The organism is Paenibacillus sp. GCM10027630, from assembly GCF_042676305.1.
In the GTDB taxonomy this organism is placed as follows: Bacteria; Bacillota; Bacilli; order Paenibacillales; family NBRC-103111; genus Paenibacillus_S.
Window position 1 is genome coordinate 103,665 of sequence record NZ_JBHTGY010000002.1, and the last position, 20,490, is coordinate 124,154.

Below are 20,490 nucleotides of genomic sequence, written 5' to 3' on the forward strand. Positions count from 1 at the left end.
AGTGAAGGATAGCGGAAGTGTTTGTTCCTCTACTACCTGAAAAGCTCAAAAAACAGAGAAATAACGGAACCAGCTTTTCCGTTATCTCTCTGTTTTTGTGCATAATGCTCCTATTGGATCAACATAGCGGAATTCCGGCTTCCGCTATCACCTCAAATTGGAGGTGGAAGATGAAATAACGGAAATCTTTGTTCCGTTCAGATCCATCTGGGGCCTATTAGCTTCGCCGCAATCCGTATAAAATCCCCACAAGATCATGCAGTCTCTTGAAGATCTATGATCTTGGGCTCTTGCGCAAGTAAGTGTGGTGAGGCACGCCCATCTTCACCCCCATTTTATGTAAGATGAATCTTTCTCCACAAGATTCACCTAACATAAAATGGTAAAAAAGTTCATCTCCAAAGAATCACTGAATTATTTTACATAATATTATTTATGTTAACATAATTGCGAGATTCGATCCTCACCGAACAGGATTCCCTCCAAAACTGGCACTACCCACTTTTCTCAGTTTCAGAAGGAAGATTAAATGCATCGGATTTGGCTGCCTAACTCAAATCTTACAACTTATTACTTTGCAGCAGCTGGTTCCTTATCCATTCATTACGCACCAATCCATCGCCTTCCTTGTAAAGCTGATGATACAGCAATCCCCTGTACTCCTTAATTAATTCCGTACAACTTTCATCATAAATAAGGTTGGTCAGTTCGTATGGATCTTGGATCAAATTGTATAATTCATCCACATCCGTTGTGTTCCAAATATATTTCCAATTCTCCGTACGCAGCATTCTTTGGGTGAACAAGCCAAATTGTTGACCGTTATAGGTCGAAACTACTTGCGTCCTCCAATCAGAAGCGGACTCATCTTCCTTAAGGAGGGGAAGCAATGATCTGCCATGAAAGAAAGACGGCGCTGGCAGTTCCAGAACTTCCAATAAGGTTGGCGGGATATCCAACATATTATAGACGAACTGCTCACATCGATGTCCCCTCTTTGCTACTCCCGGGTATTTAATAATAAGCGGAACTTTGACTACATCATCATATAAAATATAATGTTTATCCATCATCCGGTGTGAACCGCACATATCGCCATGATCGGAAGTGAAGATGACTATCGTATTCTCCAATGCTTTAGTTTGTTCAAGAGCTTGCAGCACCTTTCCTATCGCATCGTCTACTTGACTGATCATACCATAGTACCGGGCAACAATCGGAGCCCAATCCTCCCAAGTAAAATCTTGAATTTGCCAATTATACAGCTGCTGCCGCTGGATATATGGTTTATTGTTGAAGGTTTCGTTAAATCCTCCCCATTGCGGGATATCCTCAGGACTGTACATGTCTGCAAATTTCCCTGAGGGTCTGCATGGAAGATGAGGCTCGGTAAAATGAAGCTGCACATACCAGGGATCTTCAGATTTAACCAACTCCCGAATAGAAGCGCATGCCTGATCAGCGAGCCAATGGGTTTTGGAATGCTCTACTGGAATGGGATCACGTTCACCGAAGTAACCCGCATCGTATCGGACATTAGGATAGGATCGCGCTATCATTTCCTTATATCCATCATATCCAATATAGGTATCATATCCGTACTTTGTAGGAGGCAGCGTTGGATGTACATCCCATTTACCGAGGAAAACCTTTCTATAGGAGTGATTATTCAAATCCCTTGGCCAAGCATATTCCGTAGGCTCCAAAGCTGGAATGCTCAAACCACTGGTATAATTCCATAGTGCCCCGAAGGCTTCAGGGCGCCGTCCATTTATCAATGCCTGCCTGGAAGGACAACAAATCGGAATTGGAGTATAAGCATTCGAAAACCAAACACCCTCCGACGCTAAACGATCAATATTGGGTGTGTATACTGGATATTGCTTCCCCGCACCAACACAATCATAACGGAGCTGATCAAGCATAATAAACAAAATGTTTGGTTTATTCAACCTAACCCCTCTTTTCCTTCAACGCTGTCCAAAAATACAAACCGTGCAAGCCCATAACAGGGGGAGCTTCGATGCCCCATTTGTTGTCACAATTAACTGTCACCATGAACATCAACCACATTCCCACCGGACTGATGGGATCGTATAGCAGCTTCGATTACTTCCTGTGCAGCTAGTGCCTCCGCCCCTGAGCCTTCAACCTCTGAGGGAGGGACATTCTGCTTGAGCTGTTCGATGAACCGTTCGATCCGATTGCGAAACGTATCGTTGAAGCCCTGCATGCCTCGCATTATTGAGTTGCGCATAACCATCGTTTCGCTGCTTTTATGTGGATATAAGGTGATGCCTTCATACACGTTCTCTATCACGAAACGTCCTTCCGTACCAGCTGCCTCGCACCACTCGATCGGATGCAGCATGGACATGTCATAACTGCCTGTCAGATGTCCGACGGCTCCATTGGTAAATTCCAAATTAACACTGGCCGTAGACCATGTCTTGCGACCAGGAGCTTTATTCATAAAGGCTTGCACCCGCGCCACATCACCAAAAAAATAACGCATTACATCGATCGAATGAGGGTGAAGCGCTCTCATATGAAACCACTCGGTGAAATCAGCTTTGTTATCTATCGTAAGTCTCATATTGATAAACAACGGCTTGCCCAGTAGATTCCGATCGATCCATTCTTTACCCTTCTCTGCGGCCGGGGTAAACCGGTGGTTCAAATTACAACCAAAACGTACACCTTTTGCCTTTGCAGCTTTCACCATTATCCTGGCTTCTTCGATGCTGTTAGAGATCGGCTTCTCCACAAGCACATCCTTACCGGTTTCGATCGCGAGCATGACCGGCTCATAGTGGTGACTGCCTTTTTCTTCTCCTCCAGTTGCAACACAAACCATATCTATTTCCTCTTGATCCAATAAACTTCTGAGATCCGTATAAGCCTTTACCCCATAGATCAGGGAAGCTTCCCTGACACGTTCCTCCATCAAATCGCAGACGGCTACCAATTCAGTGTCTGGATGCTGGCTGTAATAGCGGCAATGAATTTTGCCTATATTATTGACTCCGACAACGGCTACCCGAATCATTCAAATCCCTCCTCGAACAATTAAATCTACACAAAATCTAACCGCACCACATTAAGCAGGTGCGGCGCAATAGCATCCGTTATAATTATTTAAGCTGTTTAGCCTGTAGGGACCTTGCAGTGAGTGAACTGCCGATATGTAAGGTATCATAAGCTTGTTGGGATGAAGTAAACGGCTCATCGCCTTTACCATGCCAACCAAGATTCGTATACATGGGATTGGTTCGCCCGGTTTGCTCCTCCCGTTTACGGATATACGCATCCATCCTCGAAGTAAGCAGCTCTACAATCTCGGTCTCTATTTCTGCCACATTGTTATTTTCTTGCGGATCCTCGATCAGATTATAAAGCTCCACCTCAGGTTTGAAATGGAAGTCAGGCTCCAGGGAGCGTATTAGCTTCCAATGAGGGGTACGCCAGCCATGCTTTCGCATCCACGTGCATTCAGTGATATAGAATTCGCTAATTCGATGTTCCGGGTTATCATTAATCATTGGAACAAGGCTTTGACCATCAGCGTCCAGCTGCACATCGAGCTCCAGCAATTCCAGAATTGTCGGCATAATATCGCTAATTACTGTCACATCTGAGATCCGTTTTCCGGCAGGGACTTTACCAGGAAACTTTATAATTAACGGCACGACAAGCGTACAATCGTAAAGACCGTGATGATCAAAATAGCAATCATGCTCATAAAGTGTTTCTCCGTGGTCCGATGTCACTACAATTAATGTATCCTCAGCTAATCCCAAAGTATGGACGGTTTGCAGCAGATTTTGAATACATGAGTCCATATAGGCGACTGCACCATCATATTGGGCGCTCACATACTCTTGATCGGTTACACCTTCGGGAATCCACGATTTTAGAAAATCGGCAAAAGGCTTGAAGTTGTAGACTGGATCCATGGAATGGTTGGCGGAATCATGCTCATCCCCTCCATAGAAGATGCGCTCATACGGCTTTGGCGGTAAGTAAGGCGAATGCGGATCCATATGACGCAGGAACAGGAAGAAAGGTTTATCATCATCAGCCAGCTTATGAAGCTCGGGTATAGTTACATCGTTCAAGTTTTCCGCTTTGGGACATTTGCCTTGTTCATTGGGCATCCAAGCTTCATACTCTAAGTAGTTGTCAAAACCTCGCGAGGACGGATTTCCAGTGAATCCAACGCATGTCGTGTTATATCCAATGTCGCTCAGTACCTCCGCTAACGTTTGGGCTCCAACTGCACCTTTATGCCGCAGCGCAACCACATCTGTACTGAAGCAATCTTTACCCGTAAGCATGCTTGCATAGGCCGGAGTAGTCGGAATACTTGGACTGAAGTGTTGTTCAAATAACACCCCTTCGCCAGCCAGCTTATCCAGATGTGGGGTCGTTAATTTACCGTACCCATAAGAACTCATTCGATCCCGGCGCAAGCTATCAATCCCGAAGAGAATCAGATTCGGCTTTCTTTTGGATGTAGAGGGCATTCCATTCATTCTCCTTTTGTAAGTATGATGTATTAAAATCGATGCATCTGCCGCGACTATCGAGCACCAAGCTGTTTCAAGCAAGCGTTCAAATAACCATATGTTTCAGCGGCTATAATCGAGATTTGGGCAAGCGTGTGCTCCGGCTTCGCTCCTATGACTTCGAGCACTACAGGCCCATCATAGTTGTTGTCCACCATCGCCTTGCAGTAAGCAAACAGATTGATGTTACCGCGTCCGCATGCTTGCAGCTCTATGGCACCAGGTCCCTGCTCCCGTCCTTTACAATCACGAATGTGGATATGCTTGACGCGGCTTATGACTGCTGGCAGCGCTTCCTCCGGATTCTCATTGGCACGGTATATGTGGCTTGGATCCATATCGATGCCGAAAGCGCTTGAGGAAACCTCAGAAATAGCACGCAAGGTTGTCGGTGTATCATGAATCGCTTGCCCGATATGAGCTTTCACACATAGCGTCACCCCTAATGCTGCCGCTTTTTCTGACAATCTTTGGAGCTGGTCAATGGATTGCTTAACATCCTCTTCAATTCCGGTTTTGCCTCCCGGACCAATATTGATAATGGGAATACCAATCTCCGCAGCTGCCTCCAAAGCGTTCAACAATCGCTGCTCGTCTTTTACGCTGCCGAATTCCATAGAGAGGAAGCTTAATCCATTCTCTTGAACAACATGCCTTAGCTCAGCAGCCTGCTCCTTCCACCGGGTAAGATCCAAATGCTCGCACATGCCTTGAATCGCAGAAATTTCCACCCCATCATAACCACTAAGTGCAATGTGACGAACGGCTGTTGCGAAATCAAATTCCTTATAAAGAACTGAATTGACACCGAGTTTTATCATAATGAAGCACACTCTCCCTATGGACGTCAGCCATTAATTTAATCTTAATGCCGACATTTATTTAATATCATTAACAATCTCTAAACTTTTGTTTTAATTAACCTCATTAAATATATAACAAATCGCATACAGGCATAATCCGGGTTTTATTTAACCTCATTAATTAGTATCAAATCCTCAATGAATCAAGTCTTCCCTGTCGAAAACTCGTTGTAAAAATCCATCTTCCGATTACATGGACAATGGATCACCATGGAAGGCTGGAAGCGGATGAGGTCTGACTACAATTCCACCTTGCTCGTACGATTCGATGACCGCAAATGTATACTCCAGCACAGCAAGTGCATCCCTGCCGGAAGCCCGGATATGCTCTCTCGGAACCCCATTTGTAATATCCTCCAGGAAAGCATGCAGCCTATTGTTAAATGTCGTATTAAATTCTGTAACCCCTGACTCCGTTACTTCCGGTTGTGGATGCGCTCCTATGACAGGAACTCCCTTTTGCGCTCTCCAATACGAAACCTTTTCCACACAATTCTCTATGCAAAAGGTTCCTTTCGTGCCTCCAACCTCCATACTCCACCAACCGCCTAACCCATAGGTAGCATCACCGCGTTGACTCAGCAAATAGCCTGCAGCACCACTCGCGAACTTAACATGAATACTGTTTATGGAGACCATAATGTCACTGGCGCTTTTTCGGAAGCCTGCCTGATTAGAGAAGGTTTGAATGTGGGTTATATCCCCGCAGAAATACCGCATAACACTGAATGGATGAGTCAAAAATGCTTTCATGTGGAAATAGGGCTGACCTTTATCCTTGGGTGACTTCGGAGCATTGTACGTATCTTCGCCGCCATTAAAGCCCATTTTATGTAGACAATACACGGTTTCACCGATATCGCCGGAATCCATGTACTGTCTGGCTTTTTCTGCGGGAGCTGTAAAATAATGATTCAGGTTGCAGCCCAGATATACATTTTTCTCAGCCGCGAACCTAACCAGCTCACGACCTTCCCGGATATCGTTAGCCAATGGTTTTTCGATTAACACATGCTTGCCAGCTTCAATCGCCTGCATCGCCGGCTCGAAGTGCCAGCTACCATTATCGATACCGCCTGTAGTGACATCTATGATCTCCAGATCTGGCTCATGCTGCAGCATATCCTTCAAGCTGTAATAGGCTCTTACTCCGTATTTATCCGCTGCTTTATCCGCCCTTTCCTTCACTACATCACAAACTGCCAGAACTTGTGCGAGCGGATCCTGTGAATAACATTCTGCATGGCGCATGCCTATTCCATTCATACCTACAATCCCTATTTTCAATGCCATCTCCACGTCCTCTAGCTTGCTTCCTAAGAAAATAGTACAAGCCGGGACTCCACCACCTTTCATTATCGTTTTACCCTGAAATATTTTCGGTCAGCTTACCTGCTTACAATGGTAAGCTGACATTCCAGACACTCTGGTCAACGCACCGACTTCTCATGCTGTGAGTACTCTCCCGCTCCTTCCAATGCGTCATACCTCTCACGCTGCGGATCGGCAATCCATGACTTCCAGGTTAAGCCAACCTTACCCAGAATCATTTCAATGCGCCGGCGAAACGGCAGCTGTGCTTCATTGATTTGAATCATCATCGGATCTGGCCGTCCATTCAGTTTGCTGGAAACGAAAGCATTAAGCTTTCCTTCCAATTCCTCAGCAATTTGAGGCAGCTTTTCCGCCAAATTGATTAGCTCCTCAGGATCCTGATGCAGATCATACAGCTCTAGGTCAGGTCGTTGAAAAGGTCCTGAATCATAATTTCTTATAAGCTTGTAACGATCCGTGCGGATGGCCCTTGCGGCCTGCCATGCACATTCACTCAAGAACACTTCGTCCAGAGTTCCTCCGGCTTCTCCACTTATGCAAGGCCATAGGCTTTGTCCATCCAGAATGTCCGGTATCCTAAGCGCTGACAGGTCTATCCCATCACGTGTTTCCGCCGCAACCGCTTCCAGAATAGTAGGCATCAAATCCGCATGCTGTACGAAGCCTTTAACTCTCTTTGCTGACGGAATGTGCCCAGGCCATCGCATTATTACAGGAACATGTACCGTTTGCTCATACAATCCGCAATGATCCCAATAAATATCATGCTCGGTTAAGCTTTCTCCATGATCGCCAAACAGGATTAAAAGTGTTTCCTCTTTAATGCCAATATTCGTCAAATAATCATCAAGCTCATGAATTAAATCATCCAAATATCGAATTTCGGCATCATAAAGCGCGCTTACATAATTCGCATCAGTGACAGGACCTAGCTGATTATAGTGATGATGTTTAAAAAAAGGGTAAGCCGGGTGCCCGTACGCCCGATTCATACTTGTATTTCCCGGTTTAAAAGGATCTTTCCCTTCTCCATAAAATGGCGGAATATATGAGGCAGGCGGCAGATAGGGAGTGTGGGCATCCCAATAATGAAGAAACAAGAAAAAGTCTTCATCCTTATGCTCCTGAATCCAAGGCAGTGCGAGATTATTAACCGTTCTGCCGTCAATCCACCGCTTCTTCCCGGAGCTGTTCATATAATAGCGATACCCTCGGGCAAACCATTCCTTCATGTTATACAAGTTGTCAACTGCGGCGGTTGTGAAGCCGGCAGCCTTAAGCATGGACGGGAGCCATTCTACCGACTTGGCAAGGTAAGTTAGATCCGAGCCATGCGATACAATCCCTGTCGTCAGACCGATATTTCCGGTAAAAATAGCCGAATGAGCAACCTCTGTCGGAATATCAGCCGCATAGGCGCGTTCCATGAGCACACCTTCGGAGGCGATCCGGTCGATATATGGACTCGTCGGTTTTCCATAGCCATAGCAGCCGAGCCGGTCCGCGCGCAGCGTATCGAGCGAAATCATGATGATTTTCATCAGCTGTCTCCCTCCAGTAGCCCCCTCTTACTGGTTAAACCAGCTGGATCAGCTACCCGCTCCATTTCCTGACTTGCTGCCACACAGCTTTGCACAGATCCAACATCCACATGCTGAGTATACCGGGTAATCCATTGCACAATCTGAAGCGCATTAGCATGAACGGATTGCCGGTCCGTATCAATCACAATGTCAGCTTGCTCCGGTTCCTCATAAGCATCTGAAATTCCGGTGAACATAGTGATTTCCTGCCGCCGCGCTTTGGCGTATAATCCTTTTACATCCCTCGCTTCGCACACATTAAGCGGACAATTCACATAAATTTCGACGTATCCCATAATGTGATTCCGAAGGTACTCCCGCATCTCCCGGTAAGGTGTAATGGCGGATACTAGAACAAGGACGCCGTGCTTGGACAGCAAATTCGCAACATAAGCAATTCGGCGAATATTTTCCAGACGATCCTCTCGGCTGAAGCCAAGACCTTTACAAATAGCCGAGCGGATTTCATCCCCATCCAGCAATTCTACCTGTTGACCTGCTTCTGTCAGCTGCTTGTAAATATGCTGAGCTGTTGTTGTCTTACCTGAGCCTGAGAGGCCGGTAAACCAAAGTACATTACCGCTTGAGCTTTCCATGTACTTTCCCCCTATAAGCTTTCAAATAGAAAGCTTTCTTCACACTCATAAGCTGAGTTTCGCAATGACCCTTTTGAAGTTTGCCATGGCTTAACACCTCTTATCTCTATATTAGTGCTGAACTGCCAGATTATCATTGTCCATTCAGCCATTCATATGGTCGATGCGGCCTTCATTGCTTGGTCGCTATCCTTTCACTGAGCCTGCCGTCATTCCAGCTACAATCTTCTTATTAAAGAAAATAAACAGGATAAGTGGCGGGAGCGAAATCAACACGACATCAGCAAATAATAAATTCCATGAAGTGAGGTACATGCTCATGAAATTATACAAAGTCAACTGAACCGTGGCATTCTCGGAGCCTGGCAAGAAATAGAGCGGATTGACAAAATCATTGAATATATTGACTGCCTGAATGATGATGATAGTCGAGGAAACAGGTTTAAGTAACGGAAAAATAATATGGGTATACAGCTTAAACCCTCCACATCCATCCATAAAGGCGCTTTCATCGATATCACGTGGAATAGTTGCTGTAAATGCCTTGTACAGGATGGCGCAAAATGGGAAATGCAGTGCAATTTCAACCAGCGTAAGCCCTGTCAAAGTTTTGAACAAGCCTACTGAATTGAGCACCCATATAGTAGGTACAACAGCTGGAGGAATCATCAAGCCTGCAAGCACCAGAAAATTGAGTGTCGAAGCGGCCCTTCCCCTCTCTCTTCGCTGCAGCACAAAGCCAGCCAAAGAGCTCACTATAACCAATCCAGTAACCGACAGCACAGTCAGCAATGTACTGTTATAAAAGGCGCGTATCAGCATATTGTCCGTAGCAAGCAGTACCGTTTTATAATTTTCAATAATATGGAATGTGTCCGGCCAGTACATGTTCATGTCAGCCGCTTTTGTACTCGATTTGAAGGAGTTCACAATAACAAAATAAAATGGCACCCAGAAAATCAATGTTGAAAAAAGGATCATAATCAAGCTGATTATTGATTTTTGTACCTTATTGTTCATAGGTCAACCTCTCTTCTGTTCAAAAACATATATAAAGGAAATGCTAATAACGAGATGGCAATGAATAAAATGACATTACCTGCTGTGGCAAGACCATAGAAACCGGCTTGGTACTGTTTATAAATGATCGAAGCGATGAGGTCGGTGGAGAAGCCTGGCCCCCCTCTGGTCATAGCCCAAATCAGGTCAAAGGTTCTCAGACCGCCTATGAATGCCAGAATAATGACGGAGTTCATAGCGGGCCTGCTGAGAGGAAGCGTAATATGCCAAAAAGCCCTGAACGCATTTCCTCCATCGATTTTCAACGCTTCGTAATAATGCTGGGGAATCGATAAGATGCCCGCAATATAGATGACCGTAGCGATTCCAACTCCTTTCCAGACATCAACAAAGGCTACAGAAAACAAAGCCAATTTGGTATTTCCGAGCCAATCCGGACCTTCAATGCCAATTGCAGCAAGGGCCGTATTGATGACACCTTGAGTAGGATGCATCATGGTGCTGAACGCAATCCCAACGGCAATCGTGCTCAATAAAGTTGGAAAAAACACCATGGAACGGAAATAATCCTTGAACCAAATTTTAGAAGTAAGGAGTGTAGCGATCAGAAGTGCAAGAACTACCTTCAATGCGCAGGTTACCACAGCAAATATAATTGTGTTTTTGAAGCCGATTTTTAACGATGATTCCTCAAAAAACATCCTGTAATTGTCAAATCCGATGTATTGCCATTTCGTAAGCGTCCATCTGGTCATACTGAAAAAGAACGACATAATGGTCGGAAGCAAATAAAATACGAAATATATAATGCCGGCGGGCAGCAAAAATAAATACGTGTACATTCGCTTTTGTGCTACTCTCATCATGATCTCCTCCGGTTCAAACTGATCCTGTTCAATTTAAAAAATCAGCCCTGCAAGGTTCTTGCAGGGCCTGTGATTATATTCATAAGTAAAAATCTTACCAACCTGCCAGATTAAGCTGCTGTGCCTGCTTCCTAACGTCCTTGTCGTAATCTGCGGCACCATCCGCAGGAGATTTCTGACCCGTTCCTACCTCAATTAATATGCTCTCCAGGTTCGGCCCCTTTACAGGAGAAACAAATTCAAGGGCAGGAGCTGTTTTGCCATTATCGAAGTAAGGCTGCATATCTTTAACTCCCTCATAGGCATCATCAGGAACCTTAATCCCTTTGACTACATAAGGCCCGTTAGCTTTGCTCTTGGACATATAGGCCTTCTGGCCTTCCGGGGACAGCAAAAAGTCAATAAATTTCTTGGCAGCATCTATATTCTTACTCTTCTTATTGATGTAATAAGAGTTAGGCATCCATACCGTAAATCCGTTAACAGAAGCATTATCGCTAGGTGTCGGGAACACCCCAATATCTTTTACTTTATCCGGATAGTTCTGCGCCAACGCATCGATCGCACTAGTCAGCATTGGGTATTGAACTCCAGTTCCTTCAGCTAGCATCTTCAGAGCGGTATCATAGGTTGTAGCGAGAAAATCTTTATTATAGTAATTCTTTTTAAACACCTCACTCGTCATTTCAAAGCCTCGCAGCGCCGCTGGTGTAGTGGCATATTTGGCTTTATTCGCGGTATAATCCTGAACAAAGTTCGGTACTTGAGCCTGAACGTTATAATGGTTGCCAAGCACGAAGAGCTGAGAGGTCCATGTTGTCTTATACGATCCAATGATCGCTGTTTTGCCTGAGGCTTTAATTTTATCGCTGTTGGCAATGAATTCTGCCCATGTTTTCGGTACAGTCAGACCAAGCTCTGCATACACCTTCTTGTTGTACAGAATCCCGCCGACATTCGATGACCCACCTGGAACTCCGAATACCTTTCCATTCGAGGTTACGGTCTCTTTGTACGAATCCAGAGGATTAGCCATGAACGGTTCTTTCGTCAGATCAACGAAGTTCTCTTCAGGATTTAGCGCCTTTAGTAGTGAACCTGAGTTGTAATAGAGAATATCTGCCATTTCACCTGTAGCCAAACGAGTTTTAACCAAGTTGTCGCCCTCTGTCCCGTCCGGTTTAATATCGAACTTGATTTTGATATTCAGCTTTTTCTCCGCCTCCGCCGCGACAGCTTGTGTAGCAGGGTAAGGAGTACCTGTAGAACCAATCAGCAATGTTAGCGTCACTGGTTCTGCAGGCTTGCTTGGCGCAGGTGCAGGAGCGGCTGGAGCTGCGGGCGTAGAACTTGCAGCAGGTGCTGGAGCAGTGCCTGCTGCCGGCTGGGATGAAGTACTGCATCCCGTGAATACGGTTGATATCAGGGCCGCGTAAGAACATACAGTTAAGAACCTGGCTCGATTCATAGTGGTATCCTCCTAAAATTTTTCACAGCATAATCTCGTGATTTAAATAAATTGTACGTGCCGCTCTGTTTTTTGAACACTTGCGATTTGTACTTGTTAACGGGGGGGATTTTTCCTATTTTTGCTGATTGGTCTTACTGCATGCCGCTTGGCATAGGTGATCGGAGCTACTCCGACTATTTTCTTGAACAAAGCACTGAAATGTTTGGAGTCCTCATAACCGACAAGCTCACTTACCTCCTGCAGCCGCTCGACTCCTGAAGTCAGCAGCTCCTTAGCCTTTCGGATCCGGTAACCGGCCATATAATCAGAGAACGTCGTTCCTGTCTGACTTTTAAACAAGCGGGATAGATAACCGAGACTGACATGATGATCCGCTGCAAACTGCTGTAAAGAAATGCTATCCTGATAGCTTTTATGTATATGCTCGAGCAGCACGGGAATAAGTCCTTTCGGACTAAGATCTTTCACCGCCAATCCACAATAGAGGCTTACGATGGTTTTGTTGAGCCATTCGAACAATTCATTGTAATCACCAAAGCGATTGAGTATTCGGTTGTCTTCCTGCAAATCGTTGATGCTTGTCGGCCCCTTCCCAGAAGCAAGTAAATTGTATTTCAAGGAAAACAGCATATCGTGGATGAAAAGCCTGAGCTGCCGCTTGGTTATTTGCTTTTCGCTCAAATCCTCCAGTATTTGTTCTAATACTGCTTGCCCCTTCAGCATATCGCCCTTCTTAGAATAGGTCTCCATTACTCTAACCTTTTCCCACAAGTCGCCAATCTCGGCATCGTAATTTTTCATTCCAGGCATTATGCAGGTTGACTTACCAAAAATCATATTTTCATTCATATGCTGGTTCAAATCCATAAAAATGCCGTACAACGAATCGGACTCCGATTTAATGGCAAACCCCATATGAGCCGGCCTTGGAAGCTGCTGTAGCTGTTGGAATAAAACCGATAATTTTTCTCTAATACGGCCTAACTGAGCTGTGTCTGCTAACGGAATCAGAATCACTCTTTGTCGGCAATCGAGGTCCAGGCAATGTAACTCCTTCTCTTGCGCGGGTCCAAATGCGAATGGCTGTTTAAACTCTTTCATACCTATGCAGGTATCTTTCCAGCCTCTTAACACCACCCCGGTTTCCAATACGAGCAGTACCATACAGTATGCACGTCCATTAACGGCACGCAAAATATCATATTGCGGAATGTCAGCAGTTAAGAGCATCTGCCCTATCGAACCACTCATCCATTCCTCCGTTCGTTTGCTATCCATCTCGATGTGCTGTATGGCTTTATCCACCGCTTTAAATAAAACATCCTTTTTCACAGGCTTAAGCAAATAATCGAATACGCCGAATTTCATCCCTTGTCGGGCATATTCGAATTGATCGTGAACGCTTAATATCATACTTTTGATGGTTGGGTCCAAGTGGTGCAATTGCTCAATCAGCTCAAGTCCGTCAATTCCTGGCATATTGATATCGGTCAATACCAATTGCGGGCATATGGAGTGTGCAGCCAGCAAAGCATCATCCCCATTGTCATAGGCGTAAATACTATGTTCGGGCTCGTAGATTTTTAACAACTCAACCAATTCAGCCAATGCCCATCGCTCATCCTCTACCACGAAAATATTCATTATGCGATTCCACCCTCTTCCTGTTGAACAATGAGGAAAGGGATTACCAAAGTCACCTTCGTCCCTCCGCCTGTTTTGCTGAATAAGCTAAGTCCATATTGTTTCCCATAAAATAGCTGGATACGTTGGTGGATATTGATTAACCCGACTCCATGCGTTAAATCCGTAAAGTGATAATGCATATTGGAAATGTCCAGAGCCTTGCTCAACTGCGCCTGCTTTACATCAGTCATTCCTTCTCCATTGTCTGTTACTGTTATGGTTAAAAGCTCATTGCATTTGGTCGTATGAATGGTAATGCAGCCTCCCGATTTCATTCTGCGAAGACCATGATTAACCGCATTCTCGATGAGCGGCTGAATGGTTAGCTTAAGAATCGAAGCTTGCAGATGATCATTCGGAATATCACATTGCAGCTCCACACGATTGCCGAATCGGTGCTGCTGTATTTTGAAATAATTGTTGATATGATCAATTTCCTCCCATAAAGAAACGGGTTGATGAAGATTTTTCATGCTATATTGGAACAAACTGGCCAATGACTCCGAGATTTCGGCTACCTCTTCGACTCCCCTTAAACGGCTGATCGATTTCATGATATTGAGTGTATTGTATAGAAAATGGGGATTAATTTGCGCGTGCAGTGCAGAAAGCTGAGCATTCTTCTCCGCCAGTTTCGATTCGTACACTTCTTTGATCAAACGGGACATACTGTCGAGCATCAAATTATACATCCGGCTCAATCGCCCGATTTCATTGTTCCCTGCATACTCCATCCGTTGACTGAAATCGCCCAGCTCCACGCGGGACATTTTGCGCATCAGATTATTGAGAGGAAGCGTAATTTGATGAGATAGAAGATAGGAAACGGCAGCAATTAACAGCATAGTAATAATTCCGACGATTATCACAATATCCTGAACCTTTTTTTGCTTTAACAAAATAACATCCTTCGGGATAAGAATGACTGTATTCCAGCCGGTATACGCAGATTTTTCATAGGTGTACAAATACAGTTTGTTGTTCCACTGCAGCTCCCCTTCGGGAACGGTCCTCTTGAATACAGCAGTGTCAAAATCGGCGTGTGAAAGCCCGCTCATCTGGTCCCAATTTTCAAAAATAACCTGCCCCTCATCACTCACTAGCAATACATGCATGGCGTTGTTGCTTTCATTGGCTTCCTTATTGGCCAGCACCATTTTGAATGCATTTATATCGATGTCAATGCTAACGAATCCAATAATCGTTTGAGTGGGGATTTTTGTGATTTTATGGATAAAAGAAACGATTGCTTCAGACCGATCTCCGAACACACGTTCTCTAATGGATGGTTTCAATAAAAACGGCTTGCCACTCAATACATCTGTAAAATTCCGCAGCTCCTCGTTTGTAAAAACTTGGGACGGTCTCGGATGATTGACTACCTTCGTATAGTGATACCCATGTCCATCCAACGTATAAATCGAAATACTCTGCACATAAGATTTGGGGTATGAGAAATTAAATAAAACCGGGTTTAGCTTGTAGCCAATAGTTTCTTTCTCAATCGGGTTAGTAGCTTTGAAGAAATCAAATAAGTTGCTTTGAATAGCGGGGTCAATGGAAATGGATAAAGATAATTCTTCAATATTTTGCATATACAAATCTATCATCTCGGAAAACTGCTTGGCTATGATTTTGGATAAGGAGAACGTCTGATTTTTTACATCACTTGTATTTTTATAATAAAAAATAATGCAGGTTATACCGACAATAAACAAGGCTACGATGGAAAAGGAAATAAACATTTTGATCTTCAGCATGCGATCATTCCATCGTCTCATTGGAACAGTCCCTCCAATTATATGCTTACCTTCAAGACGATTCCCGGTACTTACCCGGTGAACACCCTACTTGTCTATGAAACAGCCTACTGAAAAACGCCGGATCCTCATAGCCTACTTTGCCTGCTATCGTTATCACCTTCTCATCGGTCTCCAGCAGCAAATGTTTGGCTCTCTCAATACGTATCTGATGGATCATATTAACTACAGTCATTCCCAGTGCTTCTTTAAAAACCCTGTTTAATTGTCTGGGACTAATGGTAAACAACTCGCAAAGATCCGGAATTGACAGTTTTTTATCATAATAACGTTCCAAATAACCGCAAATCCGACGAACGAGTAATTGTTTTGAATTCCATCGTACAGGTTCTCTCCCACACTGCCCTTCTGCCTGCTGGTAAGCCCGTGATAACAAGATAAGCAGCTCCACCATCTGAAGCCGGATCAAAGATTCGAAACCGGAGTACCTGCTATCAAATTCGTTCATTATGGTTTCCAACAGTAATAGAGTGCGAGTCGCATCCTGACCATTCAGGTTCAATCGCCTATGAAAGCGTTCTCTTTTATCCAAAAAAGGATGTACATAAAAATAATCCATAGACTGGGAAATACCTAGCTCCAGCAGCCAATTGCCTTGTATCAAATCGGACAAAAACAAGCAATTGATAATCTCGATTTCTTTACCCGGCTGAATGCTGTAAGTATGAACTTCGCCCGGATTAATAATAAACACATCTCCTGCCCGGATTTCGTAATGATTGCCTGCAAACACATGCTGGGCTTCACCGCGGACAATATATACAAGCTCCACAAAATCGTGGCCATGCAACAAAGGAACATGCTCATGGTCATGGAAAAACCGCCGGATCCAGAAAGGAAAAGATTGCTCTTTAATAAATTGGCTGCTGTGCAACTGTCTCTCCATATAAAGTCCTCCTGTAGGTAACAATATTTCCAGAACTGGCGGCCGTACAGTATATAGTTTTTTTTGCTATTCTATGCAGGATACATCTATATATTACGGCAAGTGTCCAAATTCATCATGGTCGATTGTGACATTCTTATAGCGTATTTATACATTTTGAATATGACTAGTCATCGTTTTTCGCATGAAAGGACATGATTCATAAGCCACTTCCTACAGTCATTCGAAAGGAATACAATGAACCTTGCTTTGGGAACATTAGAATTTTTAGAATTGGATGGTGAAAGAGAGAATGAAAAGCAGAATGCCTCGTACTACTATGATGATCATTACCGCCTTACTGTTGTTGATGTTTGCATGGCAAGCCGTTGCAGCGTCCAAACCCGTGAATGTATATTACAATGATGTGCCGCTTGAGTTTGAAGATGCGCCACCTGTCATCGTAGATGGCACCACACTCGTGCCTTTCCGCGCTTTGTTCGAAGCGCTTGGCTTTCGGGTGAAATGGATCGATTCGGACGGTATCAAGCAAGCCATAGGAACAATGGACGGTCTTACTATCCAGCTTACCATAAATAGTAAAGCAGCCAAAGTCAACGACGTCGCCGTTCCGCTAGAGGTTCCGGCACAAATCCTGAACGGCAAGACGATGGTTCCTTTGCGGTTCGTATCCGAGAACAGCGGGTATGATGTATCGTTTGTAGATAAAGGAAGCGAGTATGTTATTAACGTATTGCACGGCGGACTTGCTCCCGCTAAGGAGGCATCTATGAGCGTCGAGCCTTGGGTGGTGAAAGGCGTAGTAGTGGACGGTCAAGGCAAACCTCTCCCGGGTGCACAGATCTTCGCGGACAATACGTTGGTATATAACAGCAACTTAATCGCCATTACTGAAGCGGATGGCAGCTACCGTATTCAATTGCCCAAGCTCGCAACGACTTGGCAAATGAGTGGCAATATTACGCGGAAGCAGAACAGCAATACATTCGAGATTGACCTGACTCCCGACAACGATAATCCCTTCGCCGGCAATACAGGAGCTATTCGCAACTTCCAATGGAATTCGACCGCGGCAAGACCCGAAGGATGTTTTTCATGCAGCGGTAAAGTGCTGTTCACGACTGAATTGATCCATCCGGATGATCCGACCCTTGTCCCTCCGGAACGGGAAGATGTCAAGCTGACACTTGTTCCTCAAGGTCCACTGCTCGATGGAAGTGCAGGTAAGACGATCTCCGCACACGGCGAAAACTCGCCTGATGGCTTCGGTCTACAGGATGTTCCTTTTACACGCTACAAGATCACAGCCCTTTACGAACCGAAGAATGATAAACCTCGCGCAATGCTAATTCGTATAAATGGCAAAGGCGAATATACCGATTCTTTAGTGACTGATTTCCAATCCTTGATGACTGGCATCTATCATATCGAGCTTGAAGTGAAGCTCGCCCCCAAAAAGCCATGAGCAGTAAAAAATAAGCAGGAGCCTTCATCGGGCTGACTGCTTTTTTTATTACAACTTTTTTTTACATTTAAAAACCCATGCAGGAGGAACATTCATCCAGGTGTAGCCGGTATCCATCCATGGAAAATACAGTTGAAACTCCCTTTTCAGCAGCAAGGTGTACTGAAAGGCAACAAAGGTTCCGTTTTCTGCTAAAGAGTCATGAATCGTTCGGAACAGCTGTTCTTTCAGTTCTTGTGAAAAGTTGGCAAAAGGCAGCCCCGAAACAATCAAATCAAACGGTTTCCCTGTTTCTTTCACGATTTCGCCGAGCTCTAATGCATCTTCAAGTACTTTCAATTGTGGAAATTGCTTCCCCAGATCTTCCCGAAACTTTTCGTTTTTTTCGAATAAATACAGTTGGCTTTGAGGACTTCTATTTTTCTCTATATATTGTGTTATCACACCAGTCCCTGGGCCAAGCTCTGCAATCTGGTTCATTTTATGCCAAGGCAATGTTACCGGAAGCATCTTGCGGATTAAAAAACCTGAGCTCGGAATAACACTGCCTACTTGACCTGAATTCATTAGAAACTGACCGAAGAAAGACGGCTTTTTCATTAAACACCTACTTTCTTTTCCAACAAATACATGCTAACCAGAAAGTACGCAAGACTAAGGATAGCTAAAGTCAATATCGAGGGAAAATTGGCAAAAGTAAGGACCCCAACCAGTAATCCGCAAAAAAAACTGAGGAAGGTTGCACCTAAGGAAAGTCTGCCGCAGCATTTTCCAATAAACATACTCAATGAACTTAAAAATACAACACTTGTTAAGACTAAAAGCAGCTTCAGTACTAATACTACCTTCGACCATTCGAACGTGATTAAGGGCTCAGCTCTAAGCAGCATCCCATCACTTAGCTTGTATTGCATCCATAAGCCTGCGATCATCACCACAGTAATCAACACTACCTCCAGGACAATCGAGATATATTTCGACATAAGCAAATAGGTTCTATGAACCGGCAGGGACAGTAAGTGATAGATCGAATGCTGCTTCCACTCTTCACGCCATGTTGAAAAACAATGCAGAAACGGGATAAGCAGCACAATGGAAAATAAGGTAATATTCATTACCATGACAAATCCATAAGCGTCACTAGGAAGTTGCAGTTGGTACGTTAAAATGGCAATTGCAGCATGTAAGAGTACAAAAGCACTCAAAGTCGCGATGATGGTATTTCTACGATTTCGCAGATCGGTTATTAGCAACCGCCTAAACGCGTGCATGGTCATATTCCTCCTTCAAGATTTCGATCAAGGACTTATTCCTCTCCTGTTTTAAAGTTTCAACATGACCTGTCAGCATTAGGTTTCCTTCGTGTATAAACAATACCTCATCGAGCATAACTTCAACTTCCGATATTTCATGTGTTGTAATGATAATGGTTTGCCCTTCTTCCATGAAATCTTCTACAATTGCTTGGGCAATCTGCTGTCTTGCGAACGGATCGATTCCGGTAAAAGGCTCATCCATAAGTAAATACTTGGCTTGCCGGCTCAAGGCCAGAAGCAATTTCATCTTGGCTCTTGTCCCTTTGGATGCTTGTTGAATCAATGAATCTTCCCTTAGCTTAAAAAAATCGAGCAAATGATGAGCCTTCTTATCATCCCAGTCCCAATACATATCCTTCATATACTGTATCGCATCACTTAATTTCATCCATGGATACCAGACATCTACATCAGGAAGATAGGTTAACATCCCTCTTGTTGACAGACTTGCTGTTTTCTCGTCAATGGTGATTAAACCTTGGTCCAAGCGCAACAGACCTGCAACGGCTTTGAGCATCGTCGATTTCCCAGCACCATTGGATCCAAGCAATCCAACAATCTGCCCTTCTCCCGCGGTAAACGAAATACCATCCAAAGCTTTTTTGTTGCCAAATGATTTTACGGCATTATCCACTCTAATCATTGCGAGGTCCCCCTTTCCATGTATCTTTTCATCGTATCTAATATCTCCGAATCTGATTTCCCGAATGAACGCAGCATATCAATGCTTTGGCTTACTGCAGCGTTCAGCGCTTCTTCTCGAAGGGTTTCAAGAATAATCTTATCCGTTGTTATGAAGCTGCCTTGACCTCTGGCTGTAATAATCAACTTCATATCTTCCATCTCTCGATATGCCCTCTGAACCGTATTCGGATTAACCCCCAGTGTTTTCGCAAGCTCACGTCTTGAGGGGATTTCTTGCCCCAGCTGATACGTGCCGTTGATGAGCTTTACTTTGATATCATCGATTATTTGAGTATAAATCGGTTCCTTCTGATTAAATTCCATAGTATCC

The 20,490-nt window shown here is 44.3% G+C and carries 18 protein-coding genes; 1 reads left to right on the forward strand and 17 read right to left on the reverse strand.

Annotated elements, in window-relative coordinates; all coding sequences use genetic code 11:
- Positions 1–560: 560 nt before the first annotated feature.
- The 13 genes from ACFQ0C_RS01950 to ACFQ0C_RS02010 all read right to left on the reverse strand — a co-directional run bounded on the left by ACFQ0C_RS01950 (position 561) and on the right by ACFQ0C_RS02010 (position 16,694).
- Positions 561–1,952 carry a sulfatase family protein gene (locus tag ACFQ0C_RS01950; protein WP_379363450.1) on the reverse strand — a complete coding sequence of 464 codons (1,392 nt, stop codon included), beginning with the start codon at positions 1,950–1,952 and terminating at the stop codon, positions 561–563.
- A 92-nt stretch (positions 1,953–2,044) separates the two neighbouring features.
- Positions 2,045–3,049, reverse strand: a complete 1,005-nt coding sequence (locus tag ACFQ0C_RS01955; RefSeq protein WP_379363452.1) for a Gfo/Idh/MocA family protein — start codon at positions 3,047–3,049, stop codon at positions 2,045–2,047.
- 85 nt (positions 3,050–3,134) lie between these two features.
- A complete protein-coding gene (locus ACFQ0C_RS01960) occupies positions 3,135–4,526 on the reverse strand; it encodes a sulfatase family protein (RefSeq protein WP_379363454.1) in 1,392 nt (463 codons plus the stop codon).
- Between the two features lie 56 nt (positions 4,527–4,582).
- Complete coding sequence (locus ACFQ0C_RS01965; RefSeq protein ID WP_379363456.1) at positions 4,583–5,389, reverse strand: sugar phosphate isomerase/epimerase family protein; 807 nt, start codon at positions 5,387–5,389, stop codon at positions 4,583–4,585.
- Positions 5,390–5,620: 231 nt separating this feature from the next.
- The gene (locus ACFQ0C_RS01970) at positions 5,621–6,724 is read right to left on the reverse strand and encodes a Gfo/Idh/MocA family protein (protein ID WP_379363458.1); all 1,104 of its coding nucleotides are present in this window, start codon (positions 6,722–6,724) and stop codon (positions 5,621–5,623) included.
- A 137-nt stretch (positions 6,725–6,861) separates the two neighbouring features.
- Positions 6,862–8,307, reverse strand: coding sequence for a sulfatase family protein (locus ACFQ0C_RS01975; RefSeq protein ID WP_379363460.1), 1,446 nt, complete (start codon positions 8,305–8,307; stop codon positions 6,862–6,864).
- On the reverse strand, positions 8,307–8,945 hold the full coding sequence (cysC, locus tag ACFQ0C_RS01980; protein WP_379363462.1) for an adenylyl-sulfate kinase: 639 nt from the start codon (positions 8,943–8,945) through the stop codon (positions 8,307–8,309). The genes ACFQ0C_RS01975 and cysC overlap by 1 nt, the downstream gene beginning before the upstream one ends.
- A gap of 186 nt (positions 8,946–9,131) precedes the next feature.
- Complete coding sequence (locus ACFQ0C_RS01985; RefSeq protein WP_258212281.1) at positions 9,132–9,965, reverse strand: carbohydrate ABC transporter permease; 834 nt, start codon at positions 9,963–9,965, stop codon at positions 9,132–9,134.
- Complete coding sequence (locus ACFQ0C_RS01990) at positions 9,962–10,828, reverse strand: carbohydrate ABC transporter permease (protein ID WP_258212491.1); 867 nt, start codon at positions 10,826–10,828, stop codon at positions 9,962–9,964. Before ACFQ0C_RS01990 ends, ACFQ0C_RS01985 begins: the two co-directional genes overlap by 4 nt.
- 97 nt (positions 10,829–10,925) lie before the next feature.
- On the reverse strand, positions 10,926–12,299 hold the full coding sequence (locus ACFQ0C_RS01995) for an ABC transporter substrate-binding protein (RefSeq protein ID WP_379363465.1): 1,374 nt from the start codon (positions 12,297–12,299) through the stop codon (positions 10,926–10,928).
- Between the two features lie 96 nt (positions 12,300–12,395).
- Positions 12,396–13,946 (reverse strand): response regulator transcription factor, encoded by a 1,551-nt coding sequence (locus ACFQ0C_RS02000; RefSeq protein ID WP_379363467.1) that lies wholly within the window; start codon positions 13,944–13,946, stop codon positions 12,396–12,398.
- Positions 13,946–15,769 (reverse strand): sensor histidine kinase, encoded by a 1,824-nt coding sequence (locus ACFQ0C_RS02005; protein WP_379363469.1) that lies wholly within the window; start codon positions 15,767–15,769, stop codon positions 13,946–13,948. Before ACFQ0C_RS02005 ends, ACFQ0C_RS02000 begins: the two co-directional genes overlap by 1 nt.
- 31 nt (positions 15,770–15,800) lie before the next feature.
- Positions 15,801–16,694 carry an AraC family transcriptional regulator gene (locus ACFQ0C_RS02010; protein ID WP_258212285.1) on the reverse strand — a complete coding sequence of 298 codons (894 nt, stop codon included), beginning with the start codon at positions 16,692–16,694 and terminating at the stop codon, positions 15,801–15,803.
- 292 nt (positions 16,695–16,986) lie between these two features.
- On the opposite strand from ACFQ0C_RS02010, the gene ACFQ0C_RS02015 reads away from it, so the two are divergent.
- Entirely contained in the window at positions 16,987–18,159 is a 1,173-nt protein-coding gene (locus tag ACFQ0C_RS02015; protein WP_379363471.1) for a copper amine oxidase N-terminal domain-containing protein, read from the forward strand.
- A 48-nt stretch (positions 18,160–18,207) separates the two neighbouring features.
- Here ACFQ0C_RS02015 and ACFQ0C_RS02020 read toward each other — a convergent pair whose 3' ends face one another.
- From ACFQ0C_RS02020 to ACFQ0C_RS02035, 4 genes are read right to left on the reverse strand one after another with little or no spacing between them, the layout of a single operon-like run.
- The gene (locus ACFQ0C_RS02020) at positions 18,208–18,759 is read right to left on the reverse strand and encodes a class I SAM-dependent methyltransferase (RefSeq protein WP_379363472.1); all 552 of its coding nucleotides are present in this window, start codon (positions 18,757–18,759) and stop codon (positions 18,208–18,210) included.
- Complete coding sequence (locus ACFQ0C_RS02025) at positions 18,759–19,430, reverse strand: ABC-2 transporter permease (RefSeq protein ID WP_379363473.1); 672 nt, start codon at positions 19,428–19,430, stop codon at positions 18,759–18,761. Before ACFQ0C_RS02025 ends, ACFQ0C_RS02020 begins: the two co-directional genes overlap by 1 nt.
- Positions 19,417–20,118: an ABC transporter ATP-binding protein gene (locus ACFQ0C_RS02030; RefSeq protein ID WP_258212289.1), complete on the reverse strand. Its 702-nt coding sequence runs from the start codon at positions 20,116–20,118 to the stop codon at positions 19,417–19,419. The genes ACFQ0C_RS02025 and ACFQ0C_RS02030 overlap by 14 nt, the downstream gene beginning before the upstream one ends.
- Positions 20,115–20,483, reverse strand: a complete 369-nt coding sequence (locus tag ACFQ0C_RS02035) for a GntR family transcriptional regulator (protein WP_379363475.1) — start codon at positions 20,481–20,483, stop codon at positions 20,115–20,117. The genes ACFQ0C_RS02030 and ACFQ0C_RS02035 overlap by 4 nt, the downstream gene beginning before the upstream one ends.
- Positions 20,484–20,490: the final 7 nt, after the last annotated feature.